Origin of the sequence: Microtetraspora glauca (assembly GCF_040656155.1) — a bacterium.
Taxonomy (GTDB): Bacteria; Actinomycetota; Actinomycetes; order Streptosporangiales; family Streptosporangiaceae; genus Microtetraspora; species Microtetraspora glauca.
Genome location: NZ_JBFALK010000017.1, coordinates 26,703 through 46,935, shown reverse-complemented (window position 1 = coordinate 46,935; position 20,233 = coordinate 26,703). Strand labels below are relative to the sequence as shown.

The window sequence follows — 20,233 nt, the reverse complement described above, 5'->3', positions numbered from 1 at the left end:
TCCTCTCTGGTCGCGTCCGGGGCGGGCCGCGACAGGTCGATCGGGAGAATCGGGGGTCAGATCCGCGCGGCGAATCCGCGTTCGGCCAGCCACCCGGAGATCACTCCGATGGCCTCGCCGAGCATCGGCCGCTGGTCCGGCCCCGCGTAGTAGTGCGTGGCTCCCTTGACCACGTGCAGCGTCCGGTCCGGGTGCCCGACCGCCTCGAAGAGGCGCCGGGTGTGGCTCGGGGTGCACGCGTCGTCGGCGCTGTTGCCGATCACCAGCGCGGGGACGCGCAGGTCCTCGGCGCACCGGACGCCGTCGCCGTTGGCGTCGTCGTAGCTCCACTGCGACAGCCAGCTCCGCAGCGTGCAGAAACGCGCCAGCCCGACCGGGCCGTTGTTGACCAGGCGCGGGTCGCCCAGATAGCACCGGCCGGGGACCCGGTCGTTGGGATCGATCGCGGGGTCGAGCCAGCGCGGGTCGGCCATCGTCCCGTGCACGACGAACGCGCGCTCCTCGAACTCGCGGCCGGAGGCGCGCAGGTCGTCGAGCCGCTGCCTGACCCACGCGGTGATCGTGCGGTTGCGGGCGATCTGCGCCGCGCGGTACCGCTCGACGAACTCCGCGGTGTACGGGGGCCGGTTCGGGTTCTGCGGGTCGTAGAGGTCGAGCTCCGGATCGCGGACGTCCGGGTCGGACTCGTCCAGGATCGACGCGTCCAGCCATTCGGTCATGGTCCCGTGCCGGCTGACGTGCGCGGCGAGCAGCATGATCCCGTCGGCGGGGATCAGGCCGGACCTGGTGAGGTCCAGCGGGTCGCCCGCGGGGGTGGCCGTGATGGTCGGGTGCTGCGCCTGCTGCTGGTAGAACAGCGACAGCGCGCCGCCGCCGCTCCATCCGGCCAGCACGACCTTGGCGTAGCCGAGCCGCTCGCGGGCGTCGCGGACGCAGGCCCCGAGGTCCTGGACCACCTTCTCCATGATCAGCGCGCTGTCGACGCCCCGGTAACGGCTGCCGCAGTAGATGACGTGGTGTCCGGCGCGGGCCAGGCCGTTCATCATCGGCAGGTAGGCCCCGCCCCCGATGGGGTGCATGAACACGATGACGGTGTCCGACTCCACGCCGCGCGGCCGCAGCAGGTAGCTCTCCAGGGCGACGATCTCGCTCGGCCCGCCGTACGTGTCCCGGTAGGGGGACTCGTCGTCGAACACCACGAGGTACGGGATGCGGTCGTAGCCGAACGTCGTGTCCGTGGTCATGCCTCCACCTCCGGTTCCGCGGCGGCCGCCGCGAGCACGGCCTCGCTGGGCACCAGCCGCCGCCGCGTGTCGACCGCGATGATCTTCCATTCGACCCGGGTGTCCCGGTCGAAGCGGCGCCGGGACCGCTCACGGGCCTTCTCGGGCGCGCCGTGGTGCACGCCCTGCGGCGCGTGCGAGATGAGGCCGGGCGGCATGTCGATCCCGAAGACGCTTCCCCCGTGGTAGAAGGCGATCTCGTCGTAGTCGACGTTGCGGTGGTACCAGGGGAACCGTTCGGTGCCCGGGACGCTCTCTGCCGCCCGCGGCAGGAAGTTCATGACGTACACCCCGGTGGCCTGCATGAACAGGTGGACGGTGGGCGGTAGGTGCACGCTCTCCGAGGTGAGCACGTCGTAGTCGTCGATGTTGAAGGTGAACGGGAAGTTGTCTCCCCGCCAGCCCTCCGCGTCGCACGGGTCGTGCGGGTAGTAGATCGAGGTGTGCTGCCCGGAGTGGTACAGCCGGACCTCGTACTCGTCGCGCCCGTCGTCCTCCACGACGGCGGCCTCGGGGATCACGACGAGCCCGCCGTCGAAGGGGAAGTGCCGGCCGAGGACGCCGGCCTCCGGGACGCGGAACTCCTCCACCGCCTCGACGACCAGCACCCGGGATCCGCCGTCGTCAGGGATCTGCCGGTACGTGGTCGCCTTGGGGATGTAGACGTAGTCGCCCGGCCGGTACGCGAGCGTGCCGAACTCGGTGACGAAGCTCCCCGTACCGCTGTGCACGAAGTGCAGCTCGTCACCGTCCACGTTGCGCACGTAGAACGGCGGCGCCTCGGTCCGCGCGCTCAGCGAGATCCGGCAGTCGGCGTTGCTGAAGAGGAGCAGCGGCTCGCCGGCGGGGTCGTCCCTGTCCGTGGGCGTCAGCGCGTCCACGCTGACGTCTACGGGGGCCAGCGGCCCTTCGCTGCGGTACCGGGTCGGGTCGTGCCGCCGGTAGAGATGCGCGGTTCGACCGGTGAATCCGGCGCGTCCCAGCTCGTCGTCCTTGAGGCCGTCGAGGTCGGCGTGGATCCTCCGAGGTGTGGTCCCTCTGCGGAACGGGACGAATGACTCCATTGCCTTCTTCTCCTGTCTCCGTCCGATGGTGGTCCGGCGACGGTCGCGTCAGCGCGACGCGGTCGCCGCCAGCCGTTCGTTGAGCGGACCGGGATCGACGTACTCCTCGATCCGGTGGATGTGCCGGTCGTCGCAGAAGACGCGCAGCATCGCGGGCATGCGCAGCCCGGCGCACCCGCCGCCGAGCTCGACGACGTGCTGCTGCACGAATCCGTCGTCGAGCAGGATCCGGCGCACGTCCACGTACCGCAGCGGACCGGCCTTCCTGTCCAGCCAGGAGAGCAGCCGCATACTCTGCTCGCGCGTCTGCTCGATGTCGTCGTAGTTGTGCCAGATGACGGCGTCCGGGCTGTAGAGGGACGCGAGCACCGCCGTGTCCCCGCGCGAGACGGCGTCGAAGAACCGGTCCGCGGTCTGGGCGATCCCGCTCACTTCTTCCCGCCCGCGAAGTTGAGCGCGAGGCCCGGCCTCGGCCACTCGACCTTCAGCAGCTTTCCGGTGCTGGACGCGGTGATGTACGCGGTCCGCATGCCGGGGCCACCCCAGCAGATGTTGGTGATGCCCGGGTCGCCGTCGGTGTCGATCTCGACGAAGTCCACCAGGTCGCCCTTGGGGCTCACCACGGAGATCCCGGCGTGGATCATCGACGCCACGCAGACGTTGCCGCCCGCCTCGACGCCGAGCGAGTCGAAGTTGGTGTAGTCGGCCGCCGTGTAGAGGAAGTTGCCGCCGCCGGAGCCGCCGAGCGACTTTCCGCCCGTGATCCGCCCCGGCCCGGTCACGTCCCACCACCAGACCCGCGCCGTGTACGTCTCGCTGACGTAGAGGCGCTTTCCGTCGGGCGAGAGACCGATGCCGTTGGGGCCTTCCATGCCGCCGGCGATCTGCTTGATCGACTTTCCGTCGGGGGTGGCGTAGAACAGCCGTCCCTTGTCGCCGGTGGCGCCGTCGCTCTTGCCGTGGTCGGTGAAGTAGAACCCGCCCGCGGAGTCGAAGACCAGGTCGTTCGGGCCGCGCAGGTCATGGCCGTCTGCCGCGGTGTAGAGGGTCTCCACCGCGCCGGTCTTCAGGTCGACCGCCTGGATGCTGCCGGACGTGTAGTCGGCCGGGATGCCGCCGGCGAAGACGAAGCCGCCGACGTCGAAGGCGTACATGCCGCCGTTGTTGGCGACGTAGACGCGCCCGTCGGGGCCGAGCGCCGCGCCGTTGGGCCCGCCGCCCAGCTCGGCCACCACCGAGGTCGTGCCGTCCGGAGTGATCCGGGTCAGCGTCTTGCGGTGGATCTCGACGACGAGCACGTCACCGTTGGGGAGCGCGACCGGGCCCTCGGGGAACTTCAGTCCGGTGGCGAGCGTGGTGATCTTCACTTTCTTTCCCTTCCCGGGGTTCTTTCCCTTGTCCTGACGGCCGCCGTCCTCACGGCCGCCGGGGAGGGCCGCCGCGGCGGCGGTGCCGCCGGCCGAGCCCAGCACCGCGGCGCCCGCGGCCGCCACTCCCACCCCGCGGATCAGCCATCGGCGGGAGAGCCGCGGCCGCGGCTGTTCATGACTCTCAGGCACGGATGCGCCGGTACTCATGTCTGTCATCTCCTGTGTCCGGACCTCACTTCGCGGTGCCGTACCGCTCGCGGAGGTCGTTCTTGCGGATCTTTCCGCTGACCGTCTTCGGCAGGGAGTCCACGAAGATCACTTCCCGCGGCCGCTTGTAGGAGGCGAGCCTGCTCGTGCACTGGCCCACGACGTCGTCCGCCGACACCTCGTGGCCCTCCCTGCGGACCACGACGACGGCGACCTTCTCGCCCCAGACCGGATCGGGCAGGCCGATGACCGCCGCCTCGGCGACGCCCGGGTGCTCGTAGACGGCGTTCTCGACCTCGCTGGAGTAGACGTTCTCGCCACCGGAGATGATCATGTCCTTGGCGCGGTCGACGATGTAGAGGAACCCCTCCTCGTCGCGCCTGGCGAGGTCGCCGGTGTGGAACCAGCCGCCGGCGAACGCCTGCTCGGTCGCCTCCGGATTCCCGAAGTAGCCGACCGTGACCTGGTCGCCCTGGACCACGATCTCCCCGACCTCTCCGTCGGCGCAGTCCTCGCCGGCCGAGTTCACCACGCGTACGTCGACGAGCGACATGGGCTTCCCGACCGCGTCGAGCAGGTGCTCCTCGCCGTTCGCGGCGCGGATGTGCGCCTCCTTGTCGAGGGTCAGGATGTTCCCGCCGAGCTCGGTCATCCCCATCCCGGCGTAGACGACCGACCCGAACCTCTCGATGGTCCGGCGCAGCACGTCGGCCGGGATCTTGGAGGCGCCGTAGCCCATCCATTCGAGGCTGTCGAGGTCGTAGTCCCAGATCTTCGGGTGCGCCAGCAGCATCGACATCATGGTCGGCGCGAACCCGCCGCTGGTGACCCGGTGCTCCTGGACCAGCCGCATCCACAGTTCCGGGTCCCAGCCGGACATCATCAGCACCGACCCGCCGTAGAACTGGTGCGTCGGCGTGAGATATCCGGCGACGTGGCACAGCGGCATGGCGTTGAGGAACCGGGTCCGCGGCGTCGGGTCGTACTCCAGGACCGACTGGATCATCGCGGTGGTGAGGTTGCGGTGAGTGAGCTGCGCCCCCTTCGGGAAGCCGGTCGTCCCGCTGGTGTAGAGCAGCCAGGCGACGTCGTCGGCGCCGACGGGCACCTCGGGTACGGCGGCGGAGGCGGCGCCGACCAGGTCGTCGTACGTCCGGAAGCCCGGCGCGGGGTCCCCGATGACGATGACGTGCTCCAGCGCCTCGATCTCGCCCAGGTGGTCGGCGATCGCCTCAAGGTAGGGCCGCGCGACGAGCAGGACGCGGGCGCCGGAGTCGTTGAGGATCCACACCCATTCCTTCGGGTGCAGACGGTAGTTGAGCATGGTCAGCGCCATCCCCGCGGAGGGGACGCCGTAGTAGGCCTCGACGTACTCGGGGCTGTTCTCGGACAGGATCGCCACGCGGTCACCGGGCGCGGCGACGCCCAGCAGCGCGTTGGCGAGGCGCGTCGCGCGCTCGTACAGCTCGGCGTAGGTCCGCGCCCCCGAGCCGTCGACCATGAGCAGGGCGTTTCTGTCGGGAGTGCGCCGCGCGTTGCGGCGCAACACATCACTGACGAGCATGTCGTTCTCCTTCGGCGGGGGGGTCGGGTCTCGACGGGCGATCGGACGGCTAGGGGAAGACCCCGGCGTTCGCGACACCGGAGCGGGGCGTCGTGCCCAGGTGCTCGCACGCCTGCGCGCCGGCCGCGACGATCGCGGAGATGTCCAGGCCGGTGTCGTATCCGCCGCGCCGCAGGGCCCAGGCGAGGTCCTCGGTCGCGACGTTGCCCGCGGCCCCCGGCGCGAACGGGCACCCTCCGAGCCCGGCCGCGCTCGCGTCCAGCGCGGTCACCCCCGCGGCGATCGCGGCCTGCGCGTTCGCGATGGCCGTACGCCGGGTGTCGTGGAAGTGGGCGCGCAGCCGCACGTCCGAGATCTCGCGGACCGCGGTGAACCGCTCGAACACCTCGTGCGGCACCCCCGACCCGATCGTGTCCGCGAGCGCGAGTTCACGTACGGAGGACGTGCCGAGCACGAGCCGCGCGACCTCGACGACCCGCTCGGTCGGCACCTCTCCCTGGTACGGGCAGCCGAAGGCGACGGCGACGGTGGCCGAGAGCGGGATTCCCGCCCGCTCGGCGAGCACGCCGATGTCCTCGAGCTGCTTCAGCGCCTCGTCGGTCGTCACCCCCTGGTTCCGCGTCCCGAACGCGTCGGTGGCGGGCACGACGTAGTTCAGCTCGTGGATGCCGGCGCGGATCGCCCGCTCGGCGCCCCTGCGGTTGAGCACCAGGCCGACGAAGGTGACGCCGGGGCGGCTCTCCAGGCTCGCCATCAGCGCGTCGGCGTCGGCCATCTGCGGTACGCGGTCCGGGCGGACGAAGCTCGTCACCTCGATGCGGCGCACACCCGCGGCGACCAGGTCCTCCACGAGCCGCTTCTTGTGCTCGGTGCCGACCGTGACGGCCTCGTTCTGGAGGCCGTCACGGGGGCTGACCTCGACGATCTCGACGTGCACGCCGGGAACGGCCGCGGCGAAGGGGTGGGTGGGGGTTCCGGAGGTCATTCTGAAGTGCTCCTGATCGCTCGTCGTCGCGTCGCTCTTCGGCGGGGAGTGGCCTGGGAGGGGGCCGTCTCAGGACAGCCCGAACTCCCATCCGCCGCCCCCGGCGTAGCGCCGCAGGATGCGCCGCGCGACGGTGTGGACGTGCACCTCGTCGGGCCCGTCGTAGATGCGCGCGAGCCGCGCGTTGCGGTACATGAGGCTCAGCGGGGTGTCGTCGGTGACGCCCATGGCGCCGTACGCCTGGATCGCCCGGTCGATGACGTTGTGCAGCATCCGGGCGCCGACCACCTTGATCGCGCCGATCTCCACGCGGGCCTGGTCACCCTGGTCGATCTTGTGCGCGGCGTGCAGGGTCAGCAGGCGGCACGCCTGGATCTCGGCGTACGACTCGAACACGTGCTGCTGCATGAGCTGCTTGCGTGCCAGCGGCTCTCCGAAGGCCACCCGGTCGTTCAGCCGGGCGCACATCAGGTCGTAGGCGCGCTGGGCCTGGCCCAGCCATCGCATGGCGTGGAAGATGCGGCCCGGCCCGAGCCGTTCCTGCGCGATCGTGAACCCCCGGCCCCTGCCGCCGAGCAGGTTGGCGGCGGGCACGCGCACGTCGTCGTACCTGACCTCGTAGTGCCCGCCGCTGACGCCCAGCGTCGGGGTCTCGCGGACGACCTGGTAGCCCGGCGTGCCGGTCGGCACGATGATCATGCTGAACGCGTCGTGCGGGGCCGCGTCCGGTTCTGTCCGGCACATCACGGTCGTGTAGCTCGCCTGCGCCGCCCCGGTGGTGAACCACTTGTGCCCGTTGATCACCCATTCGTCGCCGTCGAGCACGGCGGTCGTCGCCAGCTGCGTGGGATCCGAGCTCGCGACCTCCGGCTCGGTCATCGCGAAGCTCGGGGTGATCTCACCGCGCACCAGCGGCCCCAGGTACGTGGCGCGCAGCGCGGGATCCGCGTGGCGGTCGAGCATGATCGAGTCCTGCAGGCTCAGCGTGCCGAGGGCCACCTGCCCGTAGTGGCTGCGTCCCTGGACCTCGTTGACGTACACGTAGTCGAGGAACGGGAGGCCGCCGCCGCCGATCTCCGCCGGGTGTCCCAGCGCCCACAACCCTTCGGCCTTGGCGTCGGCCCGCAGGGCGCGCAGCGCCTCGGCCGCGTCCGGGCCCCCGCGGTCGAGCACCTCCTCGGCGGGCTCGACCCGCTCGGTCATGAACGCGTACACCGCGTCCCGGATCGGCCGCACGTGCGCTGGAATCTCGAAACTCATCTGATCCTCGTCCTCCGTCGGCACGGGCGGTGCCGGATGGTCTCTTCGACGCGGGGAGCCGGTACCCGGCGAGGCCGCTCAGCCGCCGGCGACGACCCCCGACGACAGCAGCCGGTCCCATTCGCCCGGCCCGACGCCGGCGAGGTCGGCCAGGGCCGCGCGCGTGTGCGCGCCGAGCGCGGGCCCCGGGGCGGACGCACTCCCGGGCGTGCGCGAGAACTTCGGCACCACGCCCGCCGCGGGCACCTCGACGCCCGCGGCGTTGGTCAGCCGTACGACCATCTCGCGCGCGGCGTAGTGCGGGTCGGCGAGCATGTCGGCCGCCGTGAACGTGCGCCCGGCCGGGATGCGGTGCTCTCCGAGGATCTCCAGCAGCTCCGCCGCGTTCAGCGTGGCCGTCCACCGCGCGATCAGGCCGTCCAGCTCGGTCATGCTGCGGCCCCGCGCCTCGTGGGTGGCGTACCGCTCGTCGGTGATCAGCTCGGGCGTGCCCATCGCCTTGCAGAGGCGCCCGAAGATGGTGTCCGCGTTCGCCGCGATCAGTACCTCGCCGCCGTCGCGGGTGGGATACACGTTCGACGGCGCGACACCGGGAAGGACCGATCCGGTACGGCCGCGCGTGACTCCGGCGAGCTCGTGGTCGGCCATCGTGGACTCCATCAGCGCGGCGACGGCCTCGTAGATGGCCACGTCCACCTCCTGGCCGCGGCCGCTCCGTGACCGCTCGGACAGGGCGGCAAGTGTTCCGATCACGGCGAACAGCGAGGCCAGCGAATCGCCGAGGCTGATGCCCGCCCGCGACGACGGCCGGTCCGGATTGCCCGTGGTGTGCCGGATCCCGCCCATCGCCTCGCCGATGCTGCCGAACCCGGCGTCACCGGCCCGGGGGCCGCTCTGCCCGAACCCGGAGACGTGCACCATGATCAGGCCGGGGTGGTCCGCGGCGAGCGTGGCGTAGTCGAGGCCCCACCCGGCGAGCGTGCCGGGCCGGAAGTTCTCCAGGACCACGTCGACCTCGCGCGCCATGCGGCGCACCAGGTCGCGTCCCTCCGGCCGGCGCAGGTCGATCGCGGCGGATCTCTTGTTGCGGGCGATGCTCGGCCACCAGAGGCTCTCGCCGTCGCGTACGACGCCCCAGCGGCGCATCACGTCACCTTCACCGAGCGGCTCGACCTTGATGACGTCCGCGCCGTAGTCGCCGAGCAGCTGGCCGGCGAAGGGGCCGGCGATGAAGCTGCCGAGTTCCAGTACACGAACGCCGGCGAGGGGGCCGCCGGAAGACGCTGAGCTCTCCATGGCGGATAGATTGCACGCAATCTGGGGCAAAAATCTACCCCTGAGGGCCAGAAAACCGTATTTTGGTATGCAACTACCGCGTCAGTAACGCCTGAGACGTCTTTGCGACCCAGAGCCGACGCCGACCAGAGGGACAGCCGATGACCCCGAATCCGGGTACGGAACACGAGAGCCTGCGCGCCGCGGTCGAGACGCTCGCGCGCACCGCGTACGGCGAGGGCGGCGGGGTCGCCGCGCTCACCCGGCTGTCCGGCGGAGCGTCACGCTCCACCTGGCAGGTCGATCTCACCGGCGGGAGCCCCGGCCTGATCCTGCAGCGGCAACGCGCGGGCGGCGTGCCCGGCCAGATCGGCCAGCACGCCGAGGCGGCGGTCCTGCGGGCAGCCGCGGCGGCCGGGGTACCCGTGCCCCGGGTGATCGCCGCGAGCGGCGACCCCGTGTCCAGGGAAGCCACGTCCGGGGAAGCCGCGTCCGGGGAAGCCGCGTCCCCGGACGTCGCCGCACTCGGGGAGTTCGTCCTGACCGAGAGGGTGCCCGGCGAGTCCAGCCCGGCGGAGCTGCTCCGCGCGCCCGGCTTCCAGCGGGCCCGTGAACGGTTCGCCGCGCAGGCCGGTACGGCGCTCGCCGCTCTGCATGCCATCGACCCCGGCACGGTGCCCGAGCTTCCGGCGCGCGATCCGCTCGCGTTCTACCGCGACGTGCTCGACGACCTCGGCGAGCCGCATCCGGCGTTGGAGATCGGGTTCGCGTGGCTGGAGACCCACCGACCGCCGCCCGCCGAACCCGCCGTCGTGCACGGCGACTTCCGGTTGGGCAACCTGCTCCTCGACGGCGACCGCCTGCGCGCCGTACTGGACTGGGAGCTCGCCCACGTCGGCGACCCGGCCGAGGATCTGGGCTGGCTGTGCGTCCGGTCCTGGCGTTTCGGCGGGCCGGGGCGGGCCGGCGGCGTGGCCGCGATCGAGGACGTGCTCGCGGCCTATCACGCCGCGGGCGGCAGCCGGGCCGTGACGCCCGAGGCCGTGCGCTGGTGGGAGGTGCTCGGAAACGTCAAATGGGGCGTCATCTGCGTGTTGCAGGCGCACGCCCACCGCAGCGGCGCCGAACGCTCGGTCGAACTGGCCGCGATCGGGCGCCGCACCGCGACCGTCGAACGCGATCTGCTCGACCTGCTCGGCGTCCCCGCCCCTCCGGTGCCCGGCGACATGACGGACGGGGCCTCCGCCTCGCGCCCGCCGCATGACGCGCCCGGCGCCGCCGAACTCGTGTCCGCCGTACGCGAGTTCCTGCTCGGCGAGGTGCTCACGGCCGTCGAGGGGAGGACCGCCTACCTGACCAGGGTCGCGGCCAACTCCCTGGCGATCGCGGCGCGGGAGATCACGATGGGCGCCGACCTCGCCGCCGGGCACCGCCGGCGGCTCGACGCCCTCGGCGTGGCCGACGACCGGGAGCTCGCCCGGCGCATCCGGGACGGCTCCCTGCGCGGCGAGAAGGTCGCGACCGCCGTGGCGGAGGCCGTACGCGACAAGCTGCTGGTGGCGGCCCCGCGCCGGGTGCACGGACCCACGACCTGATCACCACGAATTGCGTACAATCCAGCGAGAAGCGGGACCAGGCCGGAGCAGAGCGCAGCGGGGGACGAGTTGACCGAGGCCAAGGGCAACACGCGCACCGCCTACGAGCAGATCCGCCAGGCGATCGTCGAGGGCAGATACCTGCCGGGGCAACGGCTGATCGAGCAGCGCATCGCCAAGGAGTTCGAGCTGTCCCGCACGCCGGTGCGCGAGTCGCTGCGCATGCTGGAGGCCGAGGGGCTCGTCCACAGCGAACCCAACCGGGGCGCGGTCGTGCGCTCCGTCTCGGTGGAGGAGCTGGCCGACCTCTACGCGCTGCGCGCGCTCCTTGAGTCGTTCGCCGCGGAGCTGGCGGCCGCCCGGATCACCGACGAGGACCTCGCCCGCATCGACGAGGGCATCGCCCTCTTCGAGGAGTCGATCGGGATCGCCGCCGGCGGAACCCTCGAAGGCGTGCGGGCTCTCAGCGAGGCGAACCGGCTCATCCACGGCGCGATCATCCACGCGGCCCGGCACGAGCGGCTCGCCCAGCTCCTCGCCCGTACGGTCGACGTCCCCCTGGTGTTCCAGGCGTTCCGCCAGTTCGACAGGAGCGAGATGGAGCGCTCGCACCTGTTCCACCGGCTGATCCGCGACGCCATCGCCGCGCACGAGGGCGCCCGCGCCGCGCGGCTGATGAGCGAGCACGTGCTCCAGGGCCGCGACGTGCTGATCGCGCGCATCCAGGCGCATCCGCAGGGCGCCGAGCACCTCTTCGCCTCCCGCCCGACCTGAGCGCCGCGGCCGGGCGCCCCGCTCAGGGAGCGTCGAGGATCGGGATCAGCTGCTCTTCCTCGTAGTCGAGGTGCTTTTCGACCTCCTCTGCGAGCCGCTCGACTTCGGCGAGCACCACCAGGGGATCCACGCCGTCACGAGAGATGACCTCCCGCAGGGAGGCGAGGAGGTCCGCGACCTTCTGGTGTTCCCGGCGCAGCCGGTCCAGCGTCGGGGCGAGTTCCGGATGGCGCCCGGCGAGGGGCCGGAAGATCCCCGCGTCCTCACCGGTGTGGTGGTTGTGCAGCCCCTGACACAGGGTCAGGCAGTTCACCCGGAGCTGGGCGCCCAGCCCGGGACCCGACTCCGCGATCTCCTTGCGGATCAGGGCGAGCTCCCGCCGGAACGCGTCGTGGACCAGCTTGAGAGCCGCACCCCACGACGCCGCGTTCGGCGGTCCGCCCGCGACCGCCTCAAGGGCGACCACGGGGATGACGCGCGTCGTCCTTGCCTGGTAGTCGGCCCACCCGGCATCGGCCTCGACCGCGCGGGCGAAGACGCGGTCGCGTTCGGCCCCCTCCAGTACGACGGCCCGCGCCTCATAGGTGAAGACGCCGTCCTCGACCGTGACCAGAGGGTTGGCCACCAGGTTGTGGAACCAGGCCGGGTGGTTCGGCGCGCCACCGGCCGAGGCGATGACCAGGATTCGTTCGCCGCCGTCGGGAAGGTAGCCGACCGGGGTCGTGTGCGACGCGCCGGACCGCGCTCCCGTGGTGGTCAACAGGAGCAACCGGGCTCCCTCGAAAGGACCGCCGACCTGGCCTCCATTGGCGCGGAACTCCTCGATGATCTGTCGGTTGAAATCGTTCGGCATTCTCTGTTTCTTCTCCGGATCGGTGCTGCCGCGGACGTTCGCGGGCATGGCGAATAACCGCCTGACAGGGCGGCAGGAAATCACCACGGACGACCACGACCGTGGTGTGGGAATTATGGGAAGGCGCGCCGGATATCCCACCGATCGGCGATTCAGCGGCCGGATCGGTTCATGGACGAACGCGCGAAACGCGCGGAGAAAAGAAGACGCGCGGAGAAAAGAAACGGCGGGCCTCTCGCCCGCCCGGCCCTCACGCCGTGGCCGGGTGCCTCACTCGCTTATGGCCCATGGCCGACCCGGCAGTCACAATGACACCCTAATGCCACGCCCATGTCGAGACAAAATCGATTTCCCGGCCGACATGATGAGAATGTCGTACGCCGCCGCGATTCCGCGATCGCCGGTGCACGCCCACGCCGATGCGGGGCGCCGGGTGAGTGTCCGCCCCCGGCGCCCCGCATCGCCCGGGCCGCCCGCCGTTACGCGACCTCGACGCTGTCGAGCACGCCGATCGCGTCGGGAACGAGAACGGCCGCCGAATAGTAGGCACTGACGAGATAGGAGGCGATGGCTTTCTCGTCGATGCCCGTGCACCGGACAGAAACGCCCGGCTGGTACTCGTCCGGCAGCCCGGTGCGGTGCAGTCCGATCACCCCCTGGTCCTCCTCCCCCACCCGCATGACGATGATCGAACTGAGCCCCCGGCGGCTGATCGGGATCTTGTCGCAGGGCAGGATCGGCACCCCGCGCCAGGCCGTCACCATGGATTCCCCGGCCTGGACGGAATCGGGGTAGACGCCCCTGCTGTTGCACTGCCGGGCGAAGGCGGCGATGGCCTGGGGGTGGGCCACGAAGCAGTGCGACTTCCTCCGCCGGCAGAGCAGTTCGTCGAGGTCGTCGGGGGTGGGCGGGCCGGTCCTGGTGTGGATGCGCTGCCCCAGATCCGCGTTGTACAACAACCCGAACTCCCGGTTGTTGACCAGCTCGTACTCCTGCCGCTCCCGCAACGCCTCGATCGTCAACCGCAACTGCTGCTCGGTCTGGTTCATCGGCTCGTTGTACAGATCCGCCACCCGCGTGTGAATCCGCAGGATCGTCTGCGCCACACTCAACTCGTACTCCCGAGGCTCCGCCTCGTAGTCCACGAACGTCCCCGGCAGCGCCGCCTCTCCCACATGACCCGCGGCCAGCTCGATCTCCGCCTCGCCGTGCTTGGTCTGCCGGGCTCGGGAGCGGGCCGCGAACCGCCCCAGGTGATCCCGGAGCGGCTCGGAACGGTCGAGCAGCTCCTGGAACGCGTCCAGGGGCAGACTCAGCACGGTGCAGGCGGTGCCCGCCGTCGCCGTGAACCCCCAGTTCATCGCCGCGCCGGACAGCGCCTGCGCGCCGAGGTGGTCGCCGTCGGCCAGCACGCCGAGCAGCCGGGAGCGCCCGTGCTCGCCGACGGCCGCCACGTCCACCCGGCCGTACGCGATGAGGATCATCCGATCCACCGGGTCCCCCGCGGAGACGAGAACCTGGCCGGGTGCCAGATCCCGCTGGACGAAGCGGTCGGCCAGCGCGTCCAGGATCGTGAGGTCCGCGAACCCACGCAGCGCGGGCAGCTCCCCCAGTGTCACCGGGACGATCCTGGTCAGCGCGTCCGCCGAGGTGAACATGACGCGTCCCGCGCCCGGCCTGTGGGTCAGTCGCCGGTTGAGCCGGTACGTGCCGCCTTTCACCTGCACCCAGGGAAGCACCCGGAGCAGGTGCCGCGAGGTGATCTCCCGCATCTGCGGCGCCGACTTGGTCGTCGTCGCCAGGTTCCGCGCGGCGGCGGTACCGAGGCTCAGCCGCGGCTGGTCGTCGGAGGTCATCGGCTCACACCACCGATCCCCGCGCCGCGCCCAGCAGGGTGAGGACCCGCGCGGCCGCGGTGCCGAGTCCCGTCGGGCCAATGGGCAGTGCCCCGGTGGCGACCCCGGCGGGGCCGTCGAGCAGGGCGCCTCTCACTCTCGGGTACGCCAGCTCGGACTCCTCATAGCGCCGGGTCCCCTCATGCCAGACCTGGATCGCGGACATCCAGTCCGAAAGGCCCGCCACGTACGCGGTGAGCGCCTTCCTCGCCCCCTCGTCCAGGTCGTAGTCGTCGAACAGGACGGGCAGCTCGACCGCGACGAGATGCTCGAACTGCCGCAGCCGCGAGGCGATCAGGTCGGTGACGACGCCGAGTGCCCGGCGCGCGTCGCAGTCGAAGAAGTCCTGCACGACCAGGACGCAGTTGTGCAGTTCCCCCTCGTACTGGATCTCCTTCTGGTAGGAGTAGACGTCGTTGATCAGGCAGCCGACGTCGGCGGTCGCGTTCTCCAGCCCGAGCATGGTGCGGCTCTGATAGATCTCAGGGGGCACCCGCAGCTCGCTGACCGGCCGGTTCAGCGCCCTGGTGAGGTCCGACCCGAAGGTCCTGCGCCGCATCTCCATGTAGTCGACCGGATCCGGGATCCGGTTCTGCATGTGGTTCGCCAGCTCCCACAACCAGCTCTCCGTCATGCTCTCCACCGCCGTGCGGAACATCCGCCGGGCGGTCATGGACATGGCGGCCGCCGTACGGGCCCACAGGTCGCCCAGGGCGAGTTCCACCGGATTCGCCGGCGCGGGGACGACGCCGAGATCCAGCGGCATGAACGCGGACAGCCGCTCGTTGAACGTCCGCGCGCCCGTCATGTCACCGGTGGGGCCGAAGACCACGGGGAAGTAGTCGTCGGCGTAGGTCCCCCAGGTGAGCCACTCCGCCGACAACGTCAGCTCGGGCGCGGAGATATCGGGATCGATCCTGGCCGAGCAGAGGGCGAAGTCGAAGCCCTTGTTCTGCCTGGCGGTCCACAACCCGGGGCCGGGAACGTTCGGGAGCGGGTCGTGGAAGCCCATGCGCGCCGCCCATGCCACGCTCTCCCTACGCGCGGTGTCGAGGTGCGGGTTGAGCAGCACGGGGTACGGCAGGTCGATGCCGTCCCTCGGCAGCGGCTCGACCCGCTGGTACGGGACATGGGTGAAGCTCCTGGCCCCGCCCGGCCCGCGTAGGCCGGCGGCGAGCCTGATCTGCGCGGACGCGGTGCCGAGCCCGGTGGGCCCGCCGAGCACCGGACCACCGGGCACCGGACCGGCGGCCGGGGCGGACCCGGCACCCCCGGCGGACCCGTTCATGTAGCGACTGGAGCGCATGTGCCACTCGTGCCCGCCGGACTGCCAGTCCTGCAGACCCTTGACGTACGCGAGGACGGCCAGCCGCTCCGCCGGGTCGAGGGCGTACTCCTCGAAGAGCGGGGGCAGCTCCGTGAACGCCGTGTTCTCGAACTGGTGCAACCGGGAGGTCAGCAGGTCGTTGACGGCGTCCGCCGCCTCCTGGGTCCCGTAGCCGAAGAACTTCTCGAACACCAGGATCCCGTTGCTGAGCTCGCCCTCCTCCTCGACCTCCCGCTGGTAGGAGAAGATGTCGTTGCGCAGGTGCACCGCGTCGGAGAACGTGTCCCTGAGCACGTGCATCGGCCGGGTGCGGGAGACGCGCGCGGGGATCTCGGCGCCCACCGCGTGCTCCACCAGGTTCGCCGACCAGGGCGCGCCGCCGACCCTGCGCCGCATCTCGATGTACTCCATCGGGTTGGCGACCCGGCCCGCGTCGATGTTGGACAGCTCCCACAACGACTCGTTCAGCAGGTTCCTCGTGCTCTCCACGAACCTGTCCCGCCAGTCCATGGACATCCCGGGCACCGTACGGCGCCACAGGTCGGCGAGGCCGCGTTCCACGGGGTTGACCGGCTCGGGCATGTCCGCCGTGTCGTGCACCGGCATGAAGGCCGGCAACCGGTCGAGGTACTCCTTGGCGCCGTCCGTGTCCCGGCCGCGCTTGTAGACCTCCAGGAAGTGGTCGTCGAAGAAGAACACCCACACGTACCAGTCCGTGATGAGGTCCAGTTCGGCGGCGTCGGCGTCGGGATGGGTGTAGGCGCACATCAGCCCGTAGTCCATGGAGTCGAGCAGCCGCTCGTCCCAGACTCCGAGCCCGGGATCGAGCATGCCCATGTCCTGGGCCCATTCCTTCGTGTGCGTGCGCGCGCCGTCCAGATGCGGGTTCAGTCTGGCCGGGTACGGCACGTAGAAGTCGGGAAGCTCAAAGGGTTGCATCGTCCGCCTTCTTCGCTAGCCGATCTCGACGCTCTCGAGAACGCCGAGAGCGTCCGGGACCAGGACCGCGGCGGAGTAGTAGAGGGTGACCAGGTACGAGATGATCGCCTTGTCGTTGATCCCCATGAACCGGACAGAAACGCCCGGCTGGTACTCGTCCGGCAGCCCGGTGCGGTGCAGGCCGATGACGCCCTGGTTGGCCTCGCCCGTCCGCATCGCCAGGATCGAACTCACCCCGCGATCGCTGACGGGGATCTTGTTACAGGGCAGGATCGGCACCCCGCGCCAGGCCGGGACCTTGTTCCCATTCAGCTCGGTGCTCTGCGGGTAGATGCCGCGGCTGTTGCACTCACGCGCGAAGGCGGCGATGGCCCGCGGGTGCGCCAGGATGTACCCCGGCTCCTTCCAGACCTTGGCGAGCAGCGCGTCCATGTCGTCGGGGGTCGGCGGGCCGGAGCGGGTGTGGATGCGCTGCCCCAGATCCGCGTTGTACAACAACCCGAACTCCCGGTTGTTGACCAGCTCGTACTCCTGCCGCTCCCGCAACGCCTCGATCGTCAACCGCAACTGCTGCTCGGTCTGGTTCATCGGCTCGTTGTACAGATCCGCCACCCGCGTGTGAATCCGCAGGATCGTCTGCGCCACACTCAACTCGTACTCCCGAGGCTCCGCCTCGTAGTCCACGAACGTCCCCGGCAGCGCCACCTCCCCCACATGACCCGCCGCCAGCTCGATCTCCGCCTCGCCGTGGGCGTTGACGGCCCTGGTCTCGCCCGTCTCCCGGTTCTCCAGGTACGACCGCAGCTCCGGCGACAGGGCGGCGACCTCCTGGAACGATCCACGCGACAGGATCAGCGCCGTACACGGTGTGATGGCCTTCGCGGTGAAGTCCCACACGGCCCCGTCCTCGGTCAGGGTCCGGTCGCCGAAGTGGTCGCCGTCGGCCAGGACCTCGGCGACCATCTCGCTTCCGTACGCACCGGTCGCGAGCTTGTTCACCTTGCCGTGCGCGATCAGGACCACCCGGTCCGCCGGTGTGCCCGCACTGACGATCACCTCGCCGGGCTCGAACTCCCGCTGGGTGAACCGCCCGGCGAGGGCCTCCAGTACGTCGCCGTCGTCGAACCGGCGCAGCGTGGGCAGCTCGCACAGCTCGGCCGGGATGACACGGATGTCCGCGCCGGTGGAGACGAACGTGATCCGCCCGTCACCCACCGCGTAGCTGAGCCGCCGGTTGACCCGGTACGCGCCCCCGATCACCTGCACCCAGGGAAGGACCCGGAGCAGGTGCCGCGAGGTGATCTCCTGCATCTGCGGCGCCGACTTGGTCGTCGTCGCCAGGTTCCGCGCGGCGGCGGTGCCGAGGCTCAGCTGCGGCTGCTCGTTCGAGGAAACGGTTTCCGTCATGACGTGAACCACCTGTTCTCTGTCGGGTTTCCTGGGCATGCTCGCGAAACGCGCGGCGAGGAGACATCGGGATCTCCCCGGCGCGGCGAGGGATTTCGCGTCGGGTGTGGTCGCGGGCGGCGCGCCACCGCACCGGATCACCGCGCCGGATCACCGCACGGCGTGGCCGGGGCGGTCCGTACACGGGCCGGGAGACGAGGGCGCTACCGGGTCCGGTGGATGAGGCCGTCGGCCAGCATGGCCAGCCCGGCCTTGGCTTCGGCGTCGATCGCCGCGGAGCGCAGGACGTGGAGCGCCTCGCGGGCGCGCTCGTCGATCATGATCTCGACGTGCGCCAGCGCCCCGGTGTCGATCACGATCTGCCGCAGCGCGGCGGCCTGTTCCTCGGTCAGCTCCGCGTTGCCGTGCCAGGTTCTCAGGTGGAGCGCCTGGCTCGGCGAGGCGTGCTGGAGGGCGTGCGCGATGAGGATCGTGTGCTTCCCTTCCCTGAGGTCGTCGAGCACCGGTTTGCCGGTCTCCGCCGGATCGCCGAACATGCCCAGCACGTCGTCGCGGAGCTGGAACGCCTCCCCCAGCGGGATGCCGAACCGGGAGTAGACGTCGAGCAGGGAGGGGTCCGCGCCGGCCAGCGCCCCGCCGATCTGCAGGGGACGCTCCACGGTGTACTTGGCCGTCTTGTAGCGCACCACCGTGAGCGCCTGCTCCACCGTCGGCAGGTCGCGGACCTGGGCGAGGATATCGAGGTACTGGCCGGCGATCACCTCGGTGCGCAACCGGTCGAAGAGGACCCGGGCGGCCTTGAGACGGGACGGCTCGACCCCGCTGCCGGACAGCAGTTCGTCGGACCAGGCGAGCGTGAGGGTGCCGAGCAGGATGGCCGCGGCCTGCCCGAACGAGCGGGCCGCCATCCCCGGGTGCAGGCCGGCGAGGCTGCGGTGCATGGTGGGGCGGCCCCTCCGCAGATCGCTGCTGTCCATGATGTCGTCGTGGATGAGCAGGCCCGCATGGCAGAGTTCGAGTGCCGATCCCGCCGAGATGATCTGTTCGCAGTCCTCGCCGCCGGCTCCCCGCCATCCCCAGTAGCACAGGAGGGGCCTGACCCGTTTGCCGCCGCCGAGAATGAAGCGGCGGAGCAGCCGGTAGGCCGTCGCCACCTCGGGATCCGCGACGGGAGCGGCGTGCTCGTCGAGGAATCCTGCGAGCCGGCGGTCGATCAGGGCTCTTATCCGCTGAGCGGTCTCCTCGGCCGTCTCTCCGGCTGTCCGCCCGATCGACGCCTGGTCGCTCTCCACCGTCATCGTCCGTCCCCCTCAAGGAAGCTCCGATGCACAGGAAGCTATTGATCGGCTACAGACTGCGGAAGGTGCCATTCCGGAGAGCGGAACGCGCCGGGCCGGCCTCGGGCCGCCGTCCCCGCCCCGACATGCGGATCCTGGCGATCGGCATCCCGATCCATAACATCTTTGATACGCAGTGTGGTGATCCATTGCCATGGGTAATCATGGTCTTGCGAATCCCGTAGCCGCATCATGCCCTCACATCGCGCGTTAGGTGCACACCGAAAGAATGCCGCAGACCATCGCTCATCAGAGTTCGTCCCTGCCGCGACAGCCGCCTGCTGCCCAACCGCCGAGCAGCTTGGAGAAAGCGATCACGATCCTCACGTCACTGAGCGCGGCGGTCCAGCCGATGAGCCTCGCCGAGTTGTCCAGGAGGACCGGCCTGCCCAAGACGACGACGTACCGCCTGCTCGGCGTCCTGTGCGCCAAGGGGTTGACCCAGCGGATCGGCATCGACTACGCCATCGGTGACCAGCTGGTCACCCTGGCCGGCCCGGGACCGAGGATGATCCCCGGCACCCGCCCCATCGTCCTGCCGCACATGATCCGCCTCTATGAGCAGACCCGGCAGACGGTCAACCTCGCCGTCGCCCGAGGGTTGGAGATCGCCTACGTCGAACGCGTCTACGGGCACAGCCGGGTGAGCTCGCCGTCCGACGAGGTGGACCGCGCGCCCCTGCACTGCACCGCGAGCGGCAAGGTGCTGCTCGCGTTCGATCACGAGCTGAACGTGGCCTTCCACGACCGCGGCACCCTGCGGCGGATGACCCGCCGCACCATCGCCGGGCACGCCGCGCTCGACCGGGAGCTCCGCGTGGTCCGCCGCACCGGTGTCGCCTACTCGCGGGAGGAGTTCGCCGAGGGCGTCGTCTGCGCGGCCGCCCCCGTGTTCGACGCCGAGGGCAGGATCCGCATGGCGGTGAGCGTGGCGGGCTCCTCGCCGTCCGCCGTGTCGGGAGAGGTCGCCGCGATGGTGAAGCGGACCGCGCACGCGATCTCCGTCACCATCGTCAAGGCACTCTCCGCGACGGCGCCCCGGCCTCGCGCCGACGGTCCGCCCGCGTCCTTCCTCTGACGTCTCTGAGTTTCCTCTGC

General features: G+C 70.7%; 16 protein-coding genes. 3 read left to right on the top strand and 13 right to left on the bottom strand.

What is annotated here, in order from left to right:
- Positions 1-56: 56 nt before the first annotated feature.
- From AB0I59_RS28270 to AB0I59_RS28235, 8 genes are all read right to left on the bottom strand, one after another.
- The gene (locus tag AB0I59_RS28270; protein WP_061257797.1) at positions 57-1,244 is read right to left on the bottom strand and encodes an alpha/beta hydrolase; all 1,188 of its coding nucleotides are present in this window, start codon (positions 1,242-1,244) and stop codon (positions 57-59) included.
- Complete coding sequence (locus tag AB0I59_RS28265) at positions 1,241-2,347, bottom strand: homogentisate 1,2-dioxygenase (protein ID WP_061257796.1); 1,107 nt, start codon at positions 2,345-2,347, stop codon at positions 1,241-1,243. The genes AB0I59_RS28270 and AB0I59_RS28265 overlap by 4 nt, the downstream gene beginning before the upstream one ends.
- A gap of 48 nt (positions 2,348-2,395) precedes the next feature.
- Positions 2,396-2,779: a nuclear transport factor 2 family protein gene (locus AB0I59_RS28260; protein WP_358137714.1), complete on the bottom strand. Its 384-nt coding sequence runs from the start codon at positions 2,777-2,779 to the stop codon at positions 2,396-2,398.
- Positions 2,776-3,906, bottom strand: coding sequence for an SMP-30/gluconolactonase/LRE family protein (locus AB0I59_RS28255; protein ID WP_358137712.1), 1,131 nt, complete (start codon positions 3,904-3,906; stop codon positions 2,776-2,778). The genes AB0I59_RS28260 and AB0I59_RS28255 overlap by 4 nt, the downstream gene beginning before the upstream one ends.
- A 43-nt stretch (positions 3,907-3,949) precedes the next feature.
- Complete coding sequence (locus AB0I59_RS28250; protein ID WP_061257795.1) at positions 3,950-5,488, bottom strand: class I adenylate-forming enzyme family protein; 1,539 nt, start codon at positions 5,486-5,488, stop codon at positions 3,950-3,952.
- Between the two features lie 49 nt (positions 5,489-5,537).
- A complete protein-coding gene (locus AB0I59_RS28245; protein WP_358137709.1) occupies positions 5,538-6,473 on the bottom strand; it encodes a hydroxymethylglutaryl-CoA lyase in 936 nt (311 codons plus the stop codon).
- Between the two features lie 69 nt (positions 6,474-6,542).
- Positions 6,543-7,733 (bottom strand): acyl-CoA dehydrogenase family protein, encoded by a 1,191-nt coding sequence (locus AB0I59_RS28240; RefSeq protein WP_061257938.1) that lies wholly within the window; start codon positions 7,731-7,733, stop codon positions 6,543-6,545.
- A gap of 78 nt (positions 7,734-7,811) precedes the next feature.
- Complete coding sequence (locus AB0I59_RS28235) at positions 7,812-9,029, bottom strand: CaiB/BaiF CoA transferase family protein (RefSeq protein ID WP_061257793.1); 1,218 nt, start codon at positions 9,027-9,029, stop codon at positions 7,812-7,814.
- A 140-nt stretch (positions 9,030-9,169) separates the two neighbouring features.
- On the opposite strand from AB0I59_RS28235, the gene AB0I59_RS28230 reads away from it, so the two are divergent.
- Both AB0I59_RS28230 and AB0I59_RS28225 read left to right on the top strand, forming a co-directional pair.
- On the top strand, positions 9,170-10,603 hold the full coding sequence (locus AB0I59_RS28230; protein ID WP_358137705.1) for a phosphotransferase family protein: 1,434 nt from the start codon (positions 9,170-9,172) through the stop codon (positions 10,601-10,603).
- A 69-nt stretch (positions 10,604-10,672) separates the two neighbouring features.
- Positions 10,673-11,377: a GntR family transcriptional regulator gene (locus tag AB0I59_RS28225; protein WP_061257791.1), complete on the top strand. Its 705-nt coding sequence runs from the start codon at positions 10,673-10,675 to the stop codon at positions 11,375-11,377.
- Between the two features lie 22 nt (positions 11,378-11,399).
- On the opposite strand, the gene AB0I59_RS28220 is transcribed toward AB0I59_RS28225, so the two are convergent.
- From AB0I59_RS28220 to AB0I59_RS28200, 5 genes are all read right to left on the bottom strand, one after another.
- Positions 11,400-12,230, bottom strand: a complete 831-nt coding sequence (locus AB0I59_RS28220; RefSeq protein ID WP_358137701.1) for a nitroreductase/quinone reductase family protein — start codon at positions 12,228-12,230, stop codon at positions 11,400-11,402.
- A gap of 479 nt (positions 12,231-12,709) precedes the next feature.
- Entirely contained in the window at positions 12,710-14,086 is a 1,377-nt protein-coding gene (locus AB0I59_RS28215) for a family 2B encapsulin nanocompartment shell protein (RefSeq protein WP_061257790.1), read from the bottom strand.
- A gap of 4 nt (positions 14,087-14,090) precedes the next feature.
- Positions 14,091-16,391 (bottom strand): terpene synthase family protein, encoded by a 2,301-nt coding sequence (locus AB0I59_RS28210; RefSeq protein ID WP_358137698.1) that lies wholly within the window; start codon positions 16,389-16,391, stop codon positions 14,091-14,093.
- A 15-nt stretch (positions 16,392-16,406) separates the two neighbouring features.
- Positions 16,407-17,702 (bottom strand): family 2B encapsulin nanocompartment shell protein, encoded by a 1,296-nt coding sequence (locus AB0I59_RS28205; protein WP_435831106.1) that lies wholly within the window; start codon positions 17,700-17,702, stop codon positions 16,407-16,409.
- A 299-nt stretch (positions 17,703-18,001) separates the two neighbouring features.
- Positions 18,002-19,096 carry a polyprenyl synthetase family protein gene (locus AB0I59_RS28200; RefSeq protein ID WP_358137695.1) on the bottom strand — a complete coding sequence of 365 codons (1,095 nt, stop codon included), beginning with the start codon at positions 19,094-19,096 and terminating at the stop codon, positions 18,002-18,004.
- 340 nt (positions 19,097-19,436) lie between these two features.
- Between AB0I59_RS28200 and AB0I59_RS28195 the strand changes: the two genes are divergently transcribed.
- Positions 19,437-20,213, top strand: a complete 777-nt coding sequence (locus AB0I59_RS28195; protein WP_358137692.1) for an IclR family transcriptional regulator — start codon at positions 19,437-19,439, stop codon at positions 20,211-20,213.
- The last annotated feature ends 20 nt before the right edge of the window (positions 20,214-20,233 follow it).